The organism is Streptomyces sp. NPDC107546 (assembly GCF_055639175.1).
Genome location: NZ_JBVKBA010000010.1, coordinates 37055 through 52610, shown reverse-complemented (window position 1 = coordinate 52610; position 15556 = coordinate 37055). Strand labels below are relative to the sequence as shown.

The following is a 15556-nucleotide window of genomic DNA, read 5'->3' as shown; positions in this document are numbered from 1 at the left end:
CCGCCCCTGCCCGATCAGGCGGGGCCGCGCAGCCCGACGCCGGTGACCCCGACCGGATTGCCGGACGGGATCACCCCCGAGGCCACCACCTTCCGGGCCAACGGGGCGAGCAGTTCGGCCAGTCGCGTGGTGGCATCGTGACCGAGCGCCCGCCACGGCGCCTGGGCGGCGGCGTCGGTCGCCTCTTCGATCGCGTCGCGCTCGGCCGCTCCCGCAGCGGTCAGACGCCCGCCGCCGTCGACCCATCCGCGCTCCCGCAACAGCGCCTCGGTGCCCTGCCAGGTGGCGGCGTCCCATTTCCGGCCCTCACGCAGCAACGCGCCGTCCGACTCCCCTGCGGCGGCCTTGAGCACCATCGCCTCGACCGGGCCGATGCCCCGGCTCACCAATACGGCGACGTGCCCGTCACCGCGGTGTTCGCGGAGCGTGGTCGCCGCCTGCCAGAGCCGTACGTGCGGCTGGGCAGGGCGTTCCAGCGCCTGGTTGGCCGCGCCGAGCACCCGTCCCGCGGTGTCGGCCGCCTGGGCCGCGTCCCAGGCGAGATCAGCCGCCTCCGCCATCAGCTCGCCGTGCACGGCCTCGTCCCCGTACAGCCGCCGCATGGCGCGGTCCACCGCCCGCTCCCTGGCCGCCAGAAGGTCAGACGGTGTCGCGTACTGCCAGGCGTCGGGCAGCGCCCGCGCCACCCGGTCGGGGTGGAAGACATAGAAGCTGCTGGTCACCACCGCCGCGGGAACGGGACCGAGCGGCGCGGCGCGCAGACCGAAGTAGCCCATCCAGAAGCCGCGCATCCCGGCCTCGTCGGCGGCTTGGCGCGCCTCCGGGGCGAAGTACACAAGGTCGTGCACCGGCTCCGAGAGCTCCCACATCAGCCGGGAAGAAACGTCGCTCACCCTGGCTCCTCGACTCGTTCGGCCTACACCCGGATCGCCGGCTATGACATCCGTCATAGCGCACATCATGACAGCGGTCATAGAGAGCGGCAGGGGACGCGCCCGCACGGTGCCGATCGGCCCGCCCATGTTTGGGTGCCGCATCACCGATCACTCGACGTAGTGAGTGACCCCCCAGTCGAAATGCGACGTGGAGGAGCAACGGTGGCTGGAGAACAGAAGGCCAAGGCGAAGTACGAACAGGCCAAGGGCAAGATCAAGGAGACGTTCGGCCGCGCGCTCGGCAATGAGTCCGTGACGGCCGAAGGTCGAGGCAAGAAGTCGAAGGGCGACATGCGCCAGATGAAGGAGAAGGCGAAGGACATCTTCAAGCGCTGACGCAGAACGCGCCCATGGGCGGGGCCCCCGGCCCGGTGGACCGGGGGCCCCGCCGCCTGTCCGGCCGCTCAGCGTCCGTCGTCGCGGCGCAGCGGGCCCCAGGAGCCGGACTGGCGGTCGACCTCGGTCTGGGCCTCCCGGATGACCTTCTCGTCGACCCAGCCGACCGGCTCGACGTCCCGTACCAGCGGCTCGTTGTCGGGCCCGCGCCCCTCGACCCGGCCCCGAAGAACCCAGGGACGCACACCCTCCCCCTTCTCACGGGGCAGGTGCGAGTAGTCGTGCAGCCGCCGGGCCACCCACAGCTCGACGGGCCGGTCCCCCCACCAGGGCTCGACCCCGAGAGGGTTGGCCGACAGCCCCGGCATCGGGACGCCGGTGAGGTCGTCCCTGCTCTTCGCGTTTCCCAGATCGGCGGAGGGTCCGCGCGACCAGCGGACATAGAGGTCGGAGTCACGGTCCACCAGGGCCCCCAGCTCGCCGAGGGTCCGCACAACGGGAAGGTCGTCCGTGGCGTTCATACGGTCGCTCCTCCTCACGGTCGCCCATGCCCCGGTGGCCCATGCGCCACCGGTTCCCCACCACGACGGCACGGATGCGTTCCCGCACCGGCGGTCACCACCGGGTACCCGTGTGCCGAGGGGCAATCCCTGAGATGATCAGAGAGCTCCACGGCATTAGAGATCGAACTAGAGATCGACGGCCGCCATCCCCGCCTCGTCGTAGCGGTCGCCCGCCGGCGGCGGGAGTTCGGCGTCGATCCGGGCGAGGTCGTCCTTCGTCAGCTCGACGTCGACCGCGGCGGCGTTCTGTTCGAGGTAGGTGCGCCGCTTGGTGCCGGGGATCGGGACCAGGTCCTCACCCTGCGCGAGCACCCAGGCGAGAGCGAGCTGCGCCGGGGTCACGCCCTTCTCGGTGGCGATCTCCTTCACCTTCTCGGTCAGCCTGAGGTTGGCCTTCAGGTTCTCCCCGGTGAAGCGGGGGCCGTTGCGCCGGAAGTCGCCCTCGTCGAGTTCCTCCGGCGAGGTGAACCGGCCCGCGAGGAAGCCGCGTCCCAGGGGCGAATAGGGGACGAACCCGATCCCCAGCTCACGGCAGGTGGGCAGCACCGCGGCCTCCGGGTCGCGCGACCACAGCGAGTACTCGGTCTGCACCGCGGTGATCGGGTGGACGGCGTTCGCGCGGCGCAGCGTCTCCGCCCCCGCCTCGCTGAGGCCGATGTGGCGTACCTTGCCCTCCGCGACCAGCTCCGCCATCGCCCCGACGGTCTCCTCGATCGGCACGTTCGGGTCGACGCGGTGCTGGTAGTACAGGTCGATGTAGTCGGTCCCCAGCCGCTTGAGCGAGCCATGGACGGAGCTGCGCACATGCTCGGCCGAACCGTCCTGCCGCCCGATGGTGCTGATGTCCCCGGGGACGGCGTCGTCCATCCGGTGGTTGAACTTGGTCGCGATCACGTACTCGTCGCGGTGGCCCTTGATCGCACGGCCGATCAGCGTCTCGTTGGTGAGCGGGCCGTAGAGCTGTGCGGTGTCCAGGAACGTGACGCCCAGCTCGAGGGCGCGCCGGATGGTCCTGATGCCTTCGTCCTCGTCGGCGGTGCCGTAGAAGGCGGACATCCCCATGCAGCCGAGACCGATGGCGGAAACTTCCAGGTCCCGAAGCCTGCGCTGCTTCATGTGCGTCTCAGCCCTTCCTTACGATGCTGTCCTTCGCTTCGCGGATGCGTGCGAAGCGCGAGGCTCACCGTGCCCGCGGCCTCGTGGCTCACCGGCCCCCTCAACTCCATGGAGCAGCGAATCCGCCACATCGGCATCCCGGAGGTCCGGATGCGGCACAGTCCGGCAGGCGGCGGAGTCCGGCGTGCGCAGAGGTCCGGCGCACGACCATGTGGCGAGACGGCCGCCCGGCGACCGCCGCCCACGGCCTGTTCCCGGTGAGCCATGCCGTGCACGCTAGATCTTCGCGTGCACTCCAAGTCAAGGCGGCGGCCGGAGCGTGGCTCCCTCAGCGGCCCTTGCGGCCGACGCCCGCGTACACCCAGAACTCCTGCGGGTTGTCCGGAACCGGTTCGTGCGGGTCAGGGCGCCACAGCGGTACGTGGACCAGGCCGGGCTCCACCAGGTCGAAGCCGTCGAAGAGGGCGAGGATCTCGTCGCGGGAGCGCGCGGTGACCGGTGACGTCGCCCGGGACCGGTACAGCTTGCCCACGGCGGCGGCCGTGTCCGGCCGGTCCTGGTTCGTGGCATGGCTCATCGCCAGCCAGCTGCCCTCGGGGACGGCGTCCCGGAAGGCGGCCACGAGGCCGGCCGGGTCCTCCTCGGGCGCGATGAAGTGCAGGATCGTGATCATCAGTACGGCGACCGGCTGCTCGAAGTCGATCAGTTTCCGCACCTGCGGCGAGGACAGGACGTCCTGCGGCCGCCGGATGTCGGCGTCGACGATGTCCGCGTGCGGGTTGTCGGCGAGCAGGGAGGCGCTGTGGGCCACGGCCACCGGGTCGTTGTCCACGTAGACCACCCGCGCTCCCGGGCTGGCCTCCTGCGCGACCTCGTGGACGTTGCCCTGGGTGGGAATTCCCGAGCCGAGGTCGATGAACTGCCGCACCCCGGCCCCTATCAGGTAGCGCACGGCCCGCCGGAGAAAGGCGCGGTTGGCCCGCGCCAGGGTGCGGACCTGGGGGTCGATGGCGGTGAACGCCGCCAGCGCCTCCCGGTCGATCGCGAAGTTGTGCTGCCCGCCCAGCATGGCGTCGTACATCCGGGCGACGCTCGCCTTGTCGGGATCGACGCCCTGCGGGAGACCCTCGTGACCCGGCACCCAACTCCCCCAATCGCCAATGATCTTGATGTCCCATCATATAGTTGTCAGCGACCACGCGGCGAGGCGATCCCCTGCCGCCGGCCGCACCCGGCCACCACCCGGAAAGGCACTACCCTGCGGAACGAAGCGCGCAGCCACTTCGACGAAGCACCGGCGGCCGCAAGCTCGCCCCGTCGGCTTCCCTTCTCCCCGGCGGCGGACGTCATCGGCTCCGAGCTCGACCTGCACCTGACGGGCAGTCATATCGTGCACGCGCTGACGCCCGGGTTCTGCGACGCGGCATCGGTGTACCTGCTGCAGCGCTGGCTCGTCGAGGAGAACGCCTACGCCGTCGCGGACCCGCCGCAGATCGAGGCCCGCCGGCTCGCGCTGCGCGTGGGAACGGACGCGGCGGAGGACTGGGAAGGCATACTGCCGGTCGGCGAGGTGATCGTATTTCCGCGGGCGACGCCCTACGCGCGCGCCCTGGCCACCCGGCGCACGCAACTGCTGGACGCGGTCGACGCCCACACCACCGAACGCCTCACCGCCTCCGGCGGCGACGCGGCCCGGATCAACCGTCTCCTGCAGACCGTTTCCTTCCTCGTGGTGCCGCTGCATCTGCGCGGCACCGCCGTCGGTTTCATCGTGGGCAGCCGTGGCCCGCACCGGCCCCGCTTCCGCCTCGACGAGGCCACGGCCGTCGAGTCGCTGGCCGCGCGGGCCTGCGTGGCCCTGGACAACGCACGCCGGTACGAGCGTGAGCGCCGCACCGCTCTGGCCATCCGGCGAAGCCTGCTCCCCGCCACCGCGCGAGAGTTCGAGGGCTGCCGCATAGCCCACGGCTATCTTCCCGCCGGACACGACAGCATCATCGGGGGCGACTGGTTCGACGTGCTGTCCCGGCCGGGCGGCCGTATCGGTCTGGTCGTCGGGGACGCCATGGGGCACGGCCCGGAGTCGGCGGTCGCCATGATCCAGCTGCGTACGGCCGTGCGCACTCTGGCGGGCCTCGACATCGCCCCGGCGGAGCTGATGCGCCGGCTCGACGCACTCGCCTGCGACACCCCCGGTGCCTCCTTCGCCACGTGCATGTACGCCGAGTGGGACGCGCAACGGCGTACCTGCACGTTCGTCGGCGCCGGTCACCCACCGCCGCTGATCCGGGGCCCGGACGGACGGGCCGCACCGGTCTCGCTCACCAGCGCCGGCCTGCCGCTCGGCCTCGGCACGGGCACCTACGAGCCGACCGTGGTGCACGTGCCCGAAAGTGCGCTGCTGCTGCTCTACAGCGACGGCCTGGTGGAGTCCCGCCACACCGACATCGACCAGGGCATCGCCGCCCTCGCCGGCCTCCTGGACTCGTACGCCGCCGCGTCCGCGGACTTAACCGGCCCGGACGCCCTGCAAGCGCTGGGCCGACGGCTGCTGCACGACACACCGGCCACGGACGGCACCGACGACCGGACCGTCCTCCTCGCCGAACTGACGCCCGTGCGGAGCTGAACCACCAGGGCTCATCACCGTCTTGTGGGCGGGACGGAGCGATGGAACGCTTCCCCTCCGCCGGTACCGTCCGGGGTCGGTGACGCGGAGGGGAAGAGGGCCGATGGAGTTGGAGCTTCGGCACCTGCGCGTGCTGTGCGCGATCGCCGACGCGGGGAGCGTGGGCCGGGCCGCGGCGGACCTGGGGTACTCGCAACCGGCCGTGAGCACCCAACTCCAGCGCATCGAGCGCCACTTCGGAGAGGAACTGTTCGAGCGCGGCGCGTCGGGCGTGCGGCTCACCAGGTACGGCGTGGAGGTCGTGGCCCGGGCACGGGACGTCCTCGCTCGTGTGGAGGCGATCGGGCGCCGTCCGTGCGGGAGCACCGCGAGAGAGCGCCGGACCCTGCGCGTGGCCGCGACCAACTCGCCGATTCTGCCGGGCATGGTGGTCCGGCTCCGGCGCCGGTTGCCGGACGTGTCGCTCACGGTGAGCAGCGTGTACGCGTCGTCCCGGATCGTCGAGCTCCTTCAGGAGGGCGTGGTGGAGGCGGCGATCGCCGCGGACTACCCGGGCAGGGAGTTACGCCATTCGGCCGCAGTGGCACATCGGGGGATCGTCACCGAGCCGACGTTCGTGGCTCTGCCGGCGTGCCACCGCCTCAGGCACCACCCCCAAGTCACGCTCGCCGACCTGGCGCAGGAGGCATGGTTCGTGACACCCGACGACGGGGCGGGCTGGCCGGGAGTCTTCTACGAGGCATCCGAGGCAGCCGGTTTCTCACCCGTGGTGGTGCACGAATTCTTCGGCGACCAGGCGCAGTTGCAGGACATGATCGCCGACGGCCTCGGGGTGTCCCTGGTGCAGGCGACCCTCCGGCCGACTCCGGGCGTGCTGGTCAAACCACTGCTGGGCACACCGCTGTGGTGCCGCTACGTACTGGCCTGGCGGCGCGAGAGGGTTCCCGAGGAACTGGCCGAGATCCTCTACGTCTGCGCCACAACGGCCTACCAGGACCTCGTCGCCCGCTCTCCGCACCTGAGGACGTGGGCCTCGCGGACGTGGCGCGCGACCGTGACGTAGCGCCGGGAGCATCCGGCCGGACGCCATACCCAGGTGTTATGCCCCGCGATGCAATGTGCTATGTCACACCCCATTGTGAGGACCACCGGCCATTGAGAAGGTGCCTCTCACGCCTCATCAACGCTTCCGAGGCGCATCTATCCGTGAAGGAGCCCAGATGCGCTACCGCTTCGCCCTGCCCAGACGCGTGGTCGGCGCCCTCGCCGTCTGTGCCGCCGTCGTCGGCCTCCTGACGACACCGGCGCCGGCCGCCCCACCCCCGGCCCGCACCGACGCCCTCACCGCATCCCGGACCACGACACCGCCCGTGCCTCCGACCGGCTCGGACTTCGGCGCCTCGGGCCGGGCCGTGCAGGGCCGACGGGTCACGCCGGACCGGCTCCCGCCCCTACGGGCGCAGTCGCCCGCGGATCAACCGTCCGCCGCCACCGGGCCGAAGACCGCGTCCGGAGCGAGGCCCTGCGCCCCCTCCGACTTCGGCGGCCGGAGCGGATCCGCACTCGTGGCCTTCGTCACAACCTCGACCGTGGAGTGCGTCAACAGCCTGTTCGCCGTCACCGGTACGGACGCACGCGCGATCTTCCGTGAGCCCCAGATGGTCACCGTCGCCCACGCCTTCACGCAGGCGGCGCGGCGATACGGCGGCGACGACTCGGCCGGCATATGGCAACTCGTCCTGTTCCTGCGGGCCGGATACTACGTGCAGTTCGACAACCCGTCCGACGTCGGTCCCTACGGCACGGCCCTGACCACGGCCACGGCCCGGGGCCTGGACGCCTTCTTCGCCCGCCGGCATGCCTGGGACGTCACCTCCACGAACGGCGACGTCCTGGGCGACGTCATCGTCCTCACCGACAGTGCCGACCTGCAGGGGCGTTACCTGAGCGTCTACCGCAGGGTGCTGAGCGGATACCACAGCTCCTATGACGCCGTCGCGAGCATGGTGGCAGCCGTCAACGACGTCTACACGCCCCTGTGGCGCGGAAACTGGAACACCGCCTACGTCGAGGCGGTCACCGCCGACCCACGCATCCTCGACACGCTCCACGCCTTCGCGCTCGACCACCGGAACCTGCTGCGGACCGACCGTGCCTACCTGGACTCCAACGCGGGCATGATCCTGGCCCGCCACCTCGAGCATCCCGGTCTCCGGGCCATGGTCCGCCCGCTGGTCAAGGGCCTTTTGAAGGCATCGCGGATCGCCGGGCCCACAGCCGGGCTGTGGGTCGCCGTCGCCAACCAGGTGGATTCCTACGACAAGGCCCACTGCTCGTACTACGGCGTCTGCGACCTCGCCGACAGGCTGGCGAAGGCGGCGCTGCCGATCACCCACATCTGCGACGCGACCCACACCGTCCGGGCGCAGGCCCTGACCGCCGCCGACCTCGACGCCACGTGCGCGAGCCTGGTCGGCCAGGACCCGTACTTCCACGCCCTCGTCAAGGACGAGGGACCGATACCCGGGCAGTACGAATCGACCGTCCAGCTCGTCGTGTTCGCCGACCGCGCCGACTACCGGACCTACGCCGGGGCGATCTTCGGCGTCAGCACGGACAACGGCGGCATCACCCTGGTAGGAAATCCGGCCGACCCCCGCAACCAGCCCCTGTCGATCATATACCAGAAGGCGTACGACGACGGCTTCACGGCCCGGATCTGGAACCTCAACCACGAGTACACGCACTACCTGGACGCCCGCGACGACATGAAGGGCGACTTCTCCCAGCAGACGGTGGTGCCGGACGTCTGGTGGATCGAAGGCCTGGCCGAATACGTCTCCTACAGCTACCGCGGCATGACCGACGACCAGGCGGTCGCCGAGGCGGGCAGGCACACCTACACACTGAGCACGCTGTTCCAGAACACCTACGCCAACAGCGACGTGACCCGCACCTATCCGTGGGGCTACCTCGCGGTCCGCTACATGTTCGAAAGGCACCCTGAGGACATCCAGCGGATGCTCGCCCACTTCCGGCTCGGTGACTACCCGGGCGGCCACGCCGTGTACGAAGGCATCGGTGCCCGCTACGACACCGACTTCGGCACCTGGCTCACCGCGTGCGCCGCGGGCGCCTGCGCCGGCCCGGGCCCGGGCGGCCTCCGGTACGGCGGCGCGCCTCCGCGGCGGTAGTCCGCCCGACAGGCCGACCGGCCGCACGACAAGCCGGCCGGCCTCCTCGATGGGTTCGGGGTTCCAAGGCCGGACGGCGACAGCGCCGGTTCAGCGGTGAAGTGCGGCGAGGGCCCCCTCCGGCAGGTGGATCCAGCCCTCCCGTGCCGCTGCGGCGCGCTCGTCCGCGGTACGCGGCCCCGCCGTGTCCCCGACCAGGACGGCACGGGCGGCCAGGGCGCAGACCAGGGCGTCGAGGTGGTCGTGGCTGTCGGCGCACCGCTCCCGGACGGACCCGGGCAGGGGCGCCCCCAACCCGGCCTCGAGCGAGCCGATGATGTACTCGCGGACGGCCCGCGCCTCGGGCGCCGTTCGCTTGTAGCTGCCGACGGGGCGGATCCCCCAGCGCCGCAGCGCGGCAGCCGGGTAGACCTCGGCGACCGGTCCGGAGCCGTCCCGGGGCACCCCCACCCCCGTCGCCGCGAGGAGGTCCAGCAGCCGCGCCGCCCGCAGCGCCACGACACCCAGCAGATCGGTGGACACCGACAGCGGGGGCCGCATGGCGGTCGCCTTCCAGGTGATGTCGTCGGTCAGCCGGAACCGCAGCGGGTCAAGGCCCGGCCTTCCGTCCGCGTGTCTCCCGTACCCGGCGGGAGGCGGCAGCCGTTCACCCCGGTGATGCGCCTCGACCGTCGCCACGAAGCTCGACGGCCAGCCGAGAGGACAGTCCAGGCCGGTCTTGTCGGCCGACCGGATCACGGCCAGCAGGCCGTCGTCCCCCTCGGGCTCCAGGAACTCCGCCGCCGGCCCCGGCCCGCCGCCCCACATCATCCGGCACACGGCGGTACGCCGGGCGCTCGCGGCGAGATCGACGCCGACCGTCACCGTCTGTCGTCGCATCACGCCGGAATGCTCCCGCAGCACGCCGACCGGATCCACCCGCTACTCGTCCTCGGTCACCGTCAGCTCGACACCGCCCACGAGGCCGGCCGACATGTTGTAGAGGAAGGCGGCGAGGGTCGCCAGTGCGGTGGTCAGCGCGACCTCGAGCAGCGCTACGCCTGCGGTGAGGGCGAGCGCCCAGCCCAGCGACCGCCAGGCCACCGCTCCGACCAGGGTCAGCAACCCCCACAGCAGAGCGACGGTCGCGATCGAGCAGACCCCCAGAGTGAGCGATATCAGGCAGCTATTCGTCATGACCGACCAGGGATCGGCCCCCGACAGCCGCAGTCGGGCCCGAGGCCTGCGCGGCGCGGGACGGCCCCCTTCCCGCCGCCCGCCGGAGCCTGCGCCGTCCGTAGCGCCCGGGGTCGCACTCATCGAGTCCTCCTCACGCCTCCTCGAAGCCGCTCAGACGGCTGTCGACACGCCTCGCGGAGCCGCTCAGACGACCGCCGACACGCCCCGCTCGGCCGTCGAGGCGACGTGGTGCCGCGTGACCCGGCCGACCTCGTGCCAGAAGGGTTTGGCGGTCCGGTACGTGCCGAGCGCGGACAGAAAGCCGATGGAGGCGTCGACGCTGATCCGGCCCTGCTTGGCGCAGTAGACGTCCTGCAGGTCCAGCAGCAGGGCGAACTCGTCGAGGATCAGTGCGGTCCCGCACCCGTAGGCGGCCGCGACGGCGGGATGGCCGATGGCCCGCTCGTCACCGCGTACGGCGATCAGGCCCACGCCGGCGAGGGTGGCGATGCCGAAGTTGTAGTGGTGCAGGTGCTCGCCGCCCGCTGAGATGTTTCCCCAGGGCAGCCATCCGCCCCGGATGCCGTGTGTGATGATCCGCACCGGGCCGAAGGTCACTCCGAACGAGATCCATGTCACCAGCAACGAGCGCTGGAGCGGCGTGAGATGCCGCTCCGCCGCCTCACGCCACCGCCGCGCGAGCAGCGAGCCCTGCGGACGACTGTCCCGCTCGGTGAGAGATCCCATGACCGACCGACCTCCCACGCCGAACGGGCACCCGCTGTGCGATGCCGACGCTATGTGCGGGAATGCCCCCGTGCATCCCGAACTTCCGCCGCGAGCAGCCCTTCCACGCCGGGGACAGCGCGAGAACGCCTTGCGGACAGGGCCGAGAGGGCCGGGCGGGGGCGGGCGGCGCCCCAGAGGCTGTTCGGGTGAGGACCCACGGACCGGCAGCCAGGCGCAGGGCGCCTACATGGTCACCGGTGGCCACCACGTCGACGGCAACTGCTGCTTCGACTACGGCAACGCCAAGACGAACAGCACCGACACCGGCAACGGTCACATGGACGCCGTCAACTTCGGCACCGAGTGCTGGTTCTCGCCCTGCTCCGGCTCAGGCCCGTGGGTACAGGCGGACCTGGAGAACGGCCTGTTCGCCGGCGGCAGCGGCTCCGACACCGACAACCAGGGCAACTCCAACACGTTCGTCACGGCGATGCTGAGTTCTTGTCGTCCAGCACCGTGCCGCTGTTGACGTTGGCCGAACCGATCGCAGCACCGACGGCCCGCCGCCCGTCCCCTCAGGCGGGCCATCGGCCCGTCCAAGGGCACCGCGCGGGGGCGGCAGGGCCAGGGGCCCAGCGGCAGCCGAGTCGGGTCGTACGCCCGGAAAGCTCACCCGCGGCTGCGGGCCCCAGATGCCCCGAGAACGCGACGAAACCCCCGAACCCGCAGGTTCGAGGGTTTCCGATGTCCTGAGACATCACACTGTCGGGACGACAGGATTTGAACCTGCGACCCCTTGACCCCCAGTCAAGTGCGCTACCAAGCTGCGCCACGTCCCGGTGCGTCTCCCGCGGTGTCCCGCGTGATCACGCGGACAGAACTTTACCCCACGACCGGCCCTGCACCGAAGGGGGCCGGCGAGGCGGGACAATCGGGGTATGAGCGACGCATCGGGAGTTCGGACGGGCCGGGGACGCGACCGGGACGCGGAGGGGCGGGCCCGCAACGCGCGGCCGCGGGACGGTCTGGGACGGCCGCTGCCGTACGAGGCGGAGGGCGTGGCGCGCCAGCCGGAGGGCGTCGTGCGCACCCCGGAGGAGACCCTCGCCGAGGCTCAGGCGTTGCTGGACGCCGGAAAGCCGTTCCATGCGCACGAGGTCTTCGAGGACGCCTGGAAGTCGGGGCCCGAGGAGGAGCGGGCCCTGTGGCGTGGGCTCGCGCAGCTGGCGGTCGGTCTCACGCACGCGGCCCGGGGCAACGTGACCGGGGGCGCCCGGCTGCTGCGGCGCGGCGCCGGGGCCGTCGAGACGTGGGCGTCGGGGACGGGACGGGACCGTCCGTACGGGCTGGAGGTGGCCGACGTGGTCGGTTGGGCCCGGGAGTTGGCGGCGGTGGTGGAGCGGGACGCGGCGACCGTCGACGCACGGGAGTCGGCTCCCCGGTTGCGTGGGGCGCGGTCGTAGGGGGCGGGGCGCGGGGGCCGTCGGTGGCGTACGGCAGACTCGGGGCGTGCGAAAGATTCATGTCATCGGCATCGGGGCGGGCGACCCCGACCAGCTGACCCTGCAGGCGGTGAAGGCGATGAAGAGCACGGACGTGTTCTTCCTCCTCGACAAGGGCGAGGTGAAGTCCGACCTGGTGCAGCTGCGCCGTGACATCCTCGACGCGCACCTGGCCCAGGGGTCGTACCGCCTGGTCGAGGCGCGCGATCCCGAGCGGGACCGGGCCGCGGGCGGCGCCGCCTACTCCCCCGCGGTCGGCGACTGGCGCTCGGCGCGCGCCGGGATCTACGAGCGGCTCATCGCCGAGGAGCTGGGCGAGGACGAGAGCGGCGCGTTCCTGGTGTGGGGCGACCCCGCGCTGTACGACAGCACCCTCGGGATCCTCCAGGAGGTCCTCGACCGGGGCACGGTGACGTTCTCGTACGAGGTCGTGCCGGGCATCAGCAGCGTCTCGGCGCTGGTCGCGAAGCACCGCACGGGACTGAACCGGGTCGCCGGGCCGGTGCAGATCACCACCGGCCGCCGCCTCGCCGAGGGCTTCCCGGCGGGGGTCGACGACGTGGTGGTGATGCTGGACGCGCACCAGGCCTTCCGGAAGTACGCCGACCAGGACATCGACATCTACTGGGGCGCGTACATCGGCACGCCGGACGAGATACTCGTCTCCGGCCCTCTCGCTCAGACGGCCGAGCGCATCGAGCGGCTGCGCGCCGAAGCTCGGGAGCGCAAGGGCTGGATCATGGACACGTATCTGCTGCGCAGGCGTCCCCGTAAGTAGCGACGGCGGGTGGGCTGTGGACGGCGCGGAGGCCCGGGTGCCGACCGTACCCGCGCCCTCGTCACGGTCCTGCGAGCTCCAGCCGGGCCAGCACGCCCGCCACGTCGGGCACCGCCGTCACGCCCTGCGGCAGCGGGGGGCGGCGTACGACGACGACCGGCAGGCCGAGTTCCCGGGCGGCCGTCAGCTTCGCCGCGGTCGCCTCTCCCCCGCTGTCCTTGGTCACGAGCACGTCGATGCGGTGCTCGCGCAGGAGCACCGTCTCGTCCTCGACCGTGAACGGTCCGCGCGCCAGCAGTACCCGCGTGTCCGGTGGCATGGGCGGCTCGGGGGGGTCCACCGACCGCAGGAGGAAGTGCAGGCCGATCAGGTGCGCGAAGGCGGCGAGGCCCCCTCGGCCGGTGGTGAGGAAGACCCGCCGGCCGAGCCGCGGCAGACGGTCCGCCGCGTCGGTGAGCGAGGCCGCCTCGTGCCAGCGGTCGCCGGGACCGGCGCTCCAGCCGGGCCTGCGGAGCACCACGGCGGGGACGCCGGTGGCCGCGGCGGCGCGTGCCGTGTTGGCGGTGATGCCCGCGGCGAACGGGTGCGTGGCGTCGACCACGGCGTCCACGCGGTGCTCACACAGCCAGGTGGCCAGCCCCTCGGCGCCGCCGAAGCCCCCGACACGTACCTCGCCGTCGACGGTCCCCGGCCGGGACACCCGTCCGGCCAGGGACGTGGTCACGCGGACGCCGGGGCGGGACGCCAGCGCCGCGGCGAGTTCGCGTGCCTCGGTGGTGCCGCCGAGGACCAGGACGTGCGGGGACATGACGACGAGGGTACGGCTGCCTCGGAACACCTTGTGCGGGAAGCCTTCCCGCACGCCGTACGGTCTTCCGGCACCGCGCTCGTTATCGTCCTGGCATGCCCGACATCGACGCAGTGCGTGCCGTTCTCATCGACATCGACGGCGTCCTCACCGTCTCGTGGCAGCCGCTGCCGGGCGCGGTCGAGGCGCTGCGGGAGATCCGTGAGTCCGGATACGCGGTCGCTCTGGTCACCAACATGACGTCCCGCACCCGTGCCTCGATCGCCGAGACCCTGTCCTCAGCCGACTTCCCCGTGTCCGCCGAGGACATCCTCACCGCGCCCGCCGTGACCGCCGCGTACCTCGCCGAGCACTGCCCGGGCGCGCACTGCTCGCTGCTCACCAACGGTGACATCCGGGAGGACCTGGCGGACGTCCTTCTCGTCGACGACGGGGACACCGTCCCGGACGTGGTGATCCTCGGTGGCGCCGGTCCCGAGTTCGACTACGCGACGCTCAACCGGGCCTTCGGCCACCTTCAGCAGGGCGCGCGGCTGGTCGCCATGCACCGCAACCTGTACTGGCGCACCGACCGGGGGCTGCAGCTGGACTCGGGGGCGTTCCTGCTCGGCCTGGAGAAGGCCGCGCACACGCAGGCCGAGGTGACCGGCAAGCCGTCGCCGGCCTTCTTCGAGGCCGCGCTGACCCGCCTCGGGGTGGCTGCCGGCCAGGCACTCATGGTGGGCGACGACATCGAGTCCGACGTGCTCGCGGCCCAGCGTGCCGGTCTCACCGGAGTCCTGGTGAAGACCGGCAAGTACCTGCCGGAGACCCACCGGGACGCCGGCGGCGAGCCCCACCACGTCCTCGACTCCTTCGCGGACCTCCCCGCGCTGCTCCGGTAGCTCAGCGCAGCAGGAGCTGGAGGGCGCCCACCACGGTCGCCGCGATCACCAGTTGCTCGAACAGGCGCTGGTTGATGCGGTTCACCGCCCACCTGCCGATGACGGCGCCCGGCAGCACGAACACCGCGAGCGCCGCGTCCAGCAGCAGGGAGCGGCCGTCGATCAGGCCGAGGCCGGCACTGAAGGGCACCTTGGAGACGTTGACGATCAGGAAGAAGAAGGCCGAGGTGCCGAGGAAGCCCAGTTTGCGGAAGCCCGCGGAGAGCAGATACATCGACATCACCGGGCCGCCTGCGTTCGCGACCATCGTGGTGAAGCCGCCGAGGACGCCGTAGGAGCGGGCCTTCATGCGGCCGGCCCTTGTGGTCACCGCGTCGGGTTCGTCGTCCCGGTCGGTGTGCCGGCGGCGCCACACCGTGACCGCCGCCATCAGCAGCAGGATGGCGCCGATCGAGGTCCGTACGACCGCGTCGTCGGCCCAGACCAGGAACAGCGTGCCGACGACGACGCCCGCGGCGACCGCCGGGAACAGGCGCCACAGGGTGGGCCAGTGGGCGTGGCGGCGGTAGGTGAGGACGGCGAGGACGTCGCCGACGATCAGGATCGGCAGCAGGACGCCGGTCGAGGCCCGGGCGGGCAGGACGGCGGCGAAGATGGCGAGGCTGACCGTATTGGCGCCGCTCACTGCGGTCTTGGAGAAGCCGACGAGCAGCGCGGCGGCGGCCAGCGCGGCGAACCCCCACGGCGATATGTTCCAGAGCGTCATCGTGTTCATGCGGGGACCGATGCTATGCCCACGCATCTGACCACGTCAGGGGCGTCTCGCCAGATGGGCCCTCGGTGAGGCGGCCCCTGAACAACCCCGCGCCGCGGCCCGCTTCTCCTGAACCCGCGGACGCTCGACGAGCACCGTGCTGCCCTGTC

Annotated in this window: 17 protein-coding genes and 1 tRNA gene; 8 read left to right on the top strand and 10 right to left on the bottom strand. The window is 71.7% G+C overall.

Annotated features, from left to right (window positions below; translation table 11 throughout):
• Positions 1–14 precede the first annotated feature (14 nt).
• Positions 15–893, bottom strand: a complete 879-nt coding sequence (locus ACZ7L1_RS16790; RefSeq protein WP_471437855.1) for an SCO6745 family protein — start codon at positions 891–893, stop codon at positions 15–17.
• A gap of 204 nt (positions 894–1097) precedes the next feature.
• Here ACZ7L1_RS16790 and ACZ7L1_RS16785 point away from each other — a divergent pair, with 204 nt between their 5' ends.
• Positions 1098–1271: a CsbD family protein gene (locus ACZ7L1_RS16785; RefSeq protein ID WP_200420256.1), complete on the top strand. Its 174-nt coding sequence runs from the start codon at positions 1098–1100 to the stop codon at positions 1269–1271.
• A gap of 68 nt (positions 1272–1339) precedes the next feature.
• Here ACZ7L1_RS16785 and ACZ7L1_RS16780 read toward each other — a convergent pair whose 3' ends face one another.
• The 3 genes from ACZ7L1_RS16780 to ACZ7L1_RS16770 all read right to left on the bottom strand — a co-directional run bounded on the left by ACZ7L1_RS16780 (position 1340) and on the right by ACZ7L1_RS16770 (position 4091).
• The gene (locus ACZ7L1_RS16780) at positions 1340–1792 is read right to left on the bottom strand and encodes a DUF6098 family protein (RefSeq protein WP_200420257.1); all 453 of its coding nucleotides are present in this window, start codon (positions 1790–1792) and stop codon (positions 1340–1342) included.
• A 168-nt stretch (positions 1793–1960) separates the two neighbouring features.
• Positions 1961–2950: an aldo/keto reductase gene (locus tag ACZ7L1_RS16775; RefSeq protein WP_471437854.1), complete on the bottom strand. Its 990-nt coding sequence runs from the start codon at positions 2948–2950 to the stop codon at positions 1961–1963.
• 328 nt (positions 2951–3278) lie between these two features.
• The gene (locus ACZ7L1_RS16770) at positions 3279–4091 is read right to left on the bottom strand and encodes an SAM-dependent methyltransferase (protein WP_471437853.1); all 813 of its coding nucleotides are present in this window, start codon (positions 4089–4091) and stop codon (positions 3279–3281) included.
• Positions 4092–4340: 249 nt separating this feature from the next.
• Between ACZ7L1_RS16770 and ACZ7L1_RS16765 the strand changes: the two genes are divergently transcribed.
• The 3 genes from ACZ7L1_RS16765 (at position 4341) to ACZ7L1_RS16755 (ending at position 8773) form a co-directional block, all read left to right on the top strand.
• Complete coding sequence (locus tag ACZ7L1_RS16765; protein WP_471437851.1) at positions 4341–5579, top strand: PP2C family protein-serine/threonine phosphatase; 1239 nt, start codon at positions 4341–4343, stop codon at positions 5577–5579.
• A gap of 103 nt (positions 5580–5682) precedes the next feature.
• The gene (locus ACZ7L1_RS16760; protein WP_471437850.1) at positions 5683–6642 is read left to right on the top strand and encodes a LysR family transcriptional regulator; all 960 of its coding nucleotides are present in this window, start codon (positions 5683–5685) and stop codon (positions 6640–6642) included.
• 157 nt (positions 6643–6799) lie between these two features.
• On the top strand, positions 6800–8773 hold the full coding sequence (locus ACZ7L1_RS16755) for a collagenase (protein WP_471437849.1): 1974 nt from the start codon (positions 6800–6802) through the stop codon (positions 8771–8773).
• A 90-nt stretch (positions 8774–8863) separates the two neighbouring features.
• Here the strand turns inward: ACZ7L1_RS16755 and ACZ7L1_RS16750 are convergent, their stop codons facing one another.
• From ACZ7L1_RS16750 to ACZ7L1_RS16740, 3 genes are all read right to left on the bottom strand, one after another.
• A complete protein-coding gene (locus tag ACZ7L1_RS16750; RefSeq protein ID WP_471438181.1) occupies positions 8864–9652 on the bottom strand; it encodes a DUF429 domain-containing protein in 789 nt (262 codons plus the stop codon).
• A gap of 42 nt (positions 9653–9694) precedes the next feature.
• The gene (locus tag ACZ7L1_RS16745) at positions 9695–10072 is read right to left on the bottom strand and encodes a DUF3566 domain-containing protein (protein WP_471437847.1); all 378 of its coding nucleotides are present in this window, start codon (positions 10070–10072) and stop codon (positions 9695–9697) included.
• 63 nt (positions 10073–10135) lie between these two features.
• On the bottom strand, positions 10136–10678 hold the full coding sequence (locus ACZ7L1_RS16740) for a hypothetical protein (RefSeq protein ID WP_471437846.1): 543 nt from the start codon (positions 10676–10678) through the stop codon (positions 10136–10138).
• Between ACZ7L1_RS16740 and ACZ7L1_RS16735 the strand changes: the two genes are divergently transcribed.
• Positions 10677–11189 (top strand): arabinofuranosidase catalytic domain-containing protein, encoded by a 513-nt coding sequence (locus ACZ7L1_RS16735; RefSeq protein ID WP_471437844.1) that lies wholly within the window; start codon positions 10677–10679, stop codon positions 11187–11189. The two genes, ACZ7L1_RS16740 and ACZ7L1_RS16735, sit on opposite strands and share 2 nt — an antisense overlap.
• Before the next feature lie 236 nt (positions 11190–11425).
• Here the strand turns inward: ACZ7L1_RS16735 and ACZ7L1_RS16730 are convergent.
• A tRNA-Pro gene (locus ACZ7L1_RS16730) sits at positions 11426–11499 on the bottom strand.
• A 99-nt stretch (positions 11500–11598) separates the two neighbouring features.
• Between ACZ7L1_RS16730 and ACZ7L1_RS16725 the strand changes: the two genes are divergently transcribed.
• Both ACZ7L1_RS16725 and cobF read left to right on the top strand, forming a co-directional pair.
• Entirely contained in the window at positions 11599–12123 is a 525-nt protein-coding gene (locus tag ACZ7L1_RS16725) for a DUF309 domain-containing protein (protein ID WP_471437843.1), read from the top strand.
• Between the two features lie 46 nt (positions 12124–12169).
• The gene (gene cobF, locus ACZ7L1_RS16720; protein WP_471437842.1) at positions 12170–12940 is read left to right on the top strand and encodes a precorrin-6A synthase (deacetylating); all 771 of its coding nucleotides are present in this window, start codon (positions 12170–12172) and stop codon (positions 12938–12940) included.
• Positions 12941–13001: 61 nt separating this feature from the next.
• Here the strand turns inward: cobF and ACZ7L1_RS16715 are convergent, their stop codons facing one another.
• Positions 13002–13748 (bottom strand): cobalt-precorrin-6A reductase, encoded by a 747-nt coding sequence (locus ACZ7L1_RS16715; RefSeq protein WP_471437841.1) that lies wholly within the window; start codon positions 13746–13748, stop codon positions 13002–13004.
• 104 nt (positions 13749–13852) lie between these two features.
• On the opposite strand from ACZ7L1_RS16715, the gene ACZ7L1_RS16710 reads away from it, so the two are divergent.
• On the top strand, positions 13853–14632 hold the full coding sequence (locus ACZ7L1_RS16710) for an HAD-IIA family hydrolase (protein WP_471438179.1): 780 nt from the start codon (positions 13853–13855) through the stop codon (positions 14630–14632).
• A 1-nt stretch (position 14633) separates the two neighbouring features.
• On the opposite strand, the gene ACZ7L1_RS16705 is transcribed toward ACZ7L1_RS16710, so the two are convergent.
• Positions 14634–15407 (bottom strand): sulfite exporter TauE/SafE family protein, encoded by a 774-nt coding sequence (locus tag ACZ7L1_RS16705; RefSeq protein WP_471437839.1) that lies wholly within the window; start codon positions 15405–15407, stop codon positions 14634–14636.
• Positions 15408–15556: the final 149 nt, after the last annotated feature.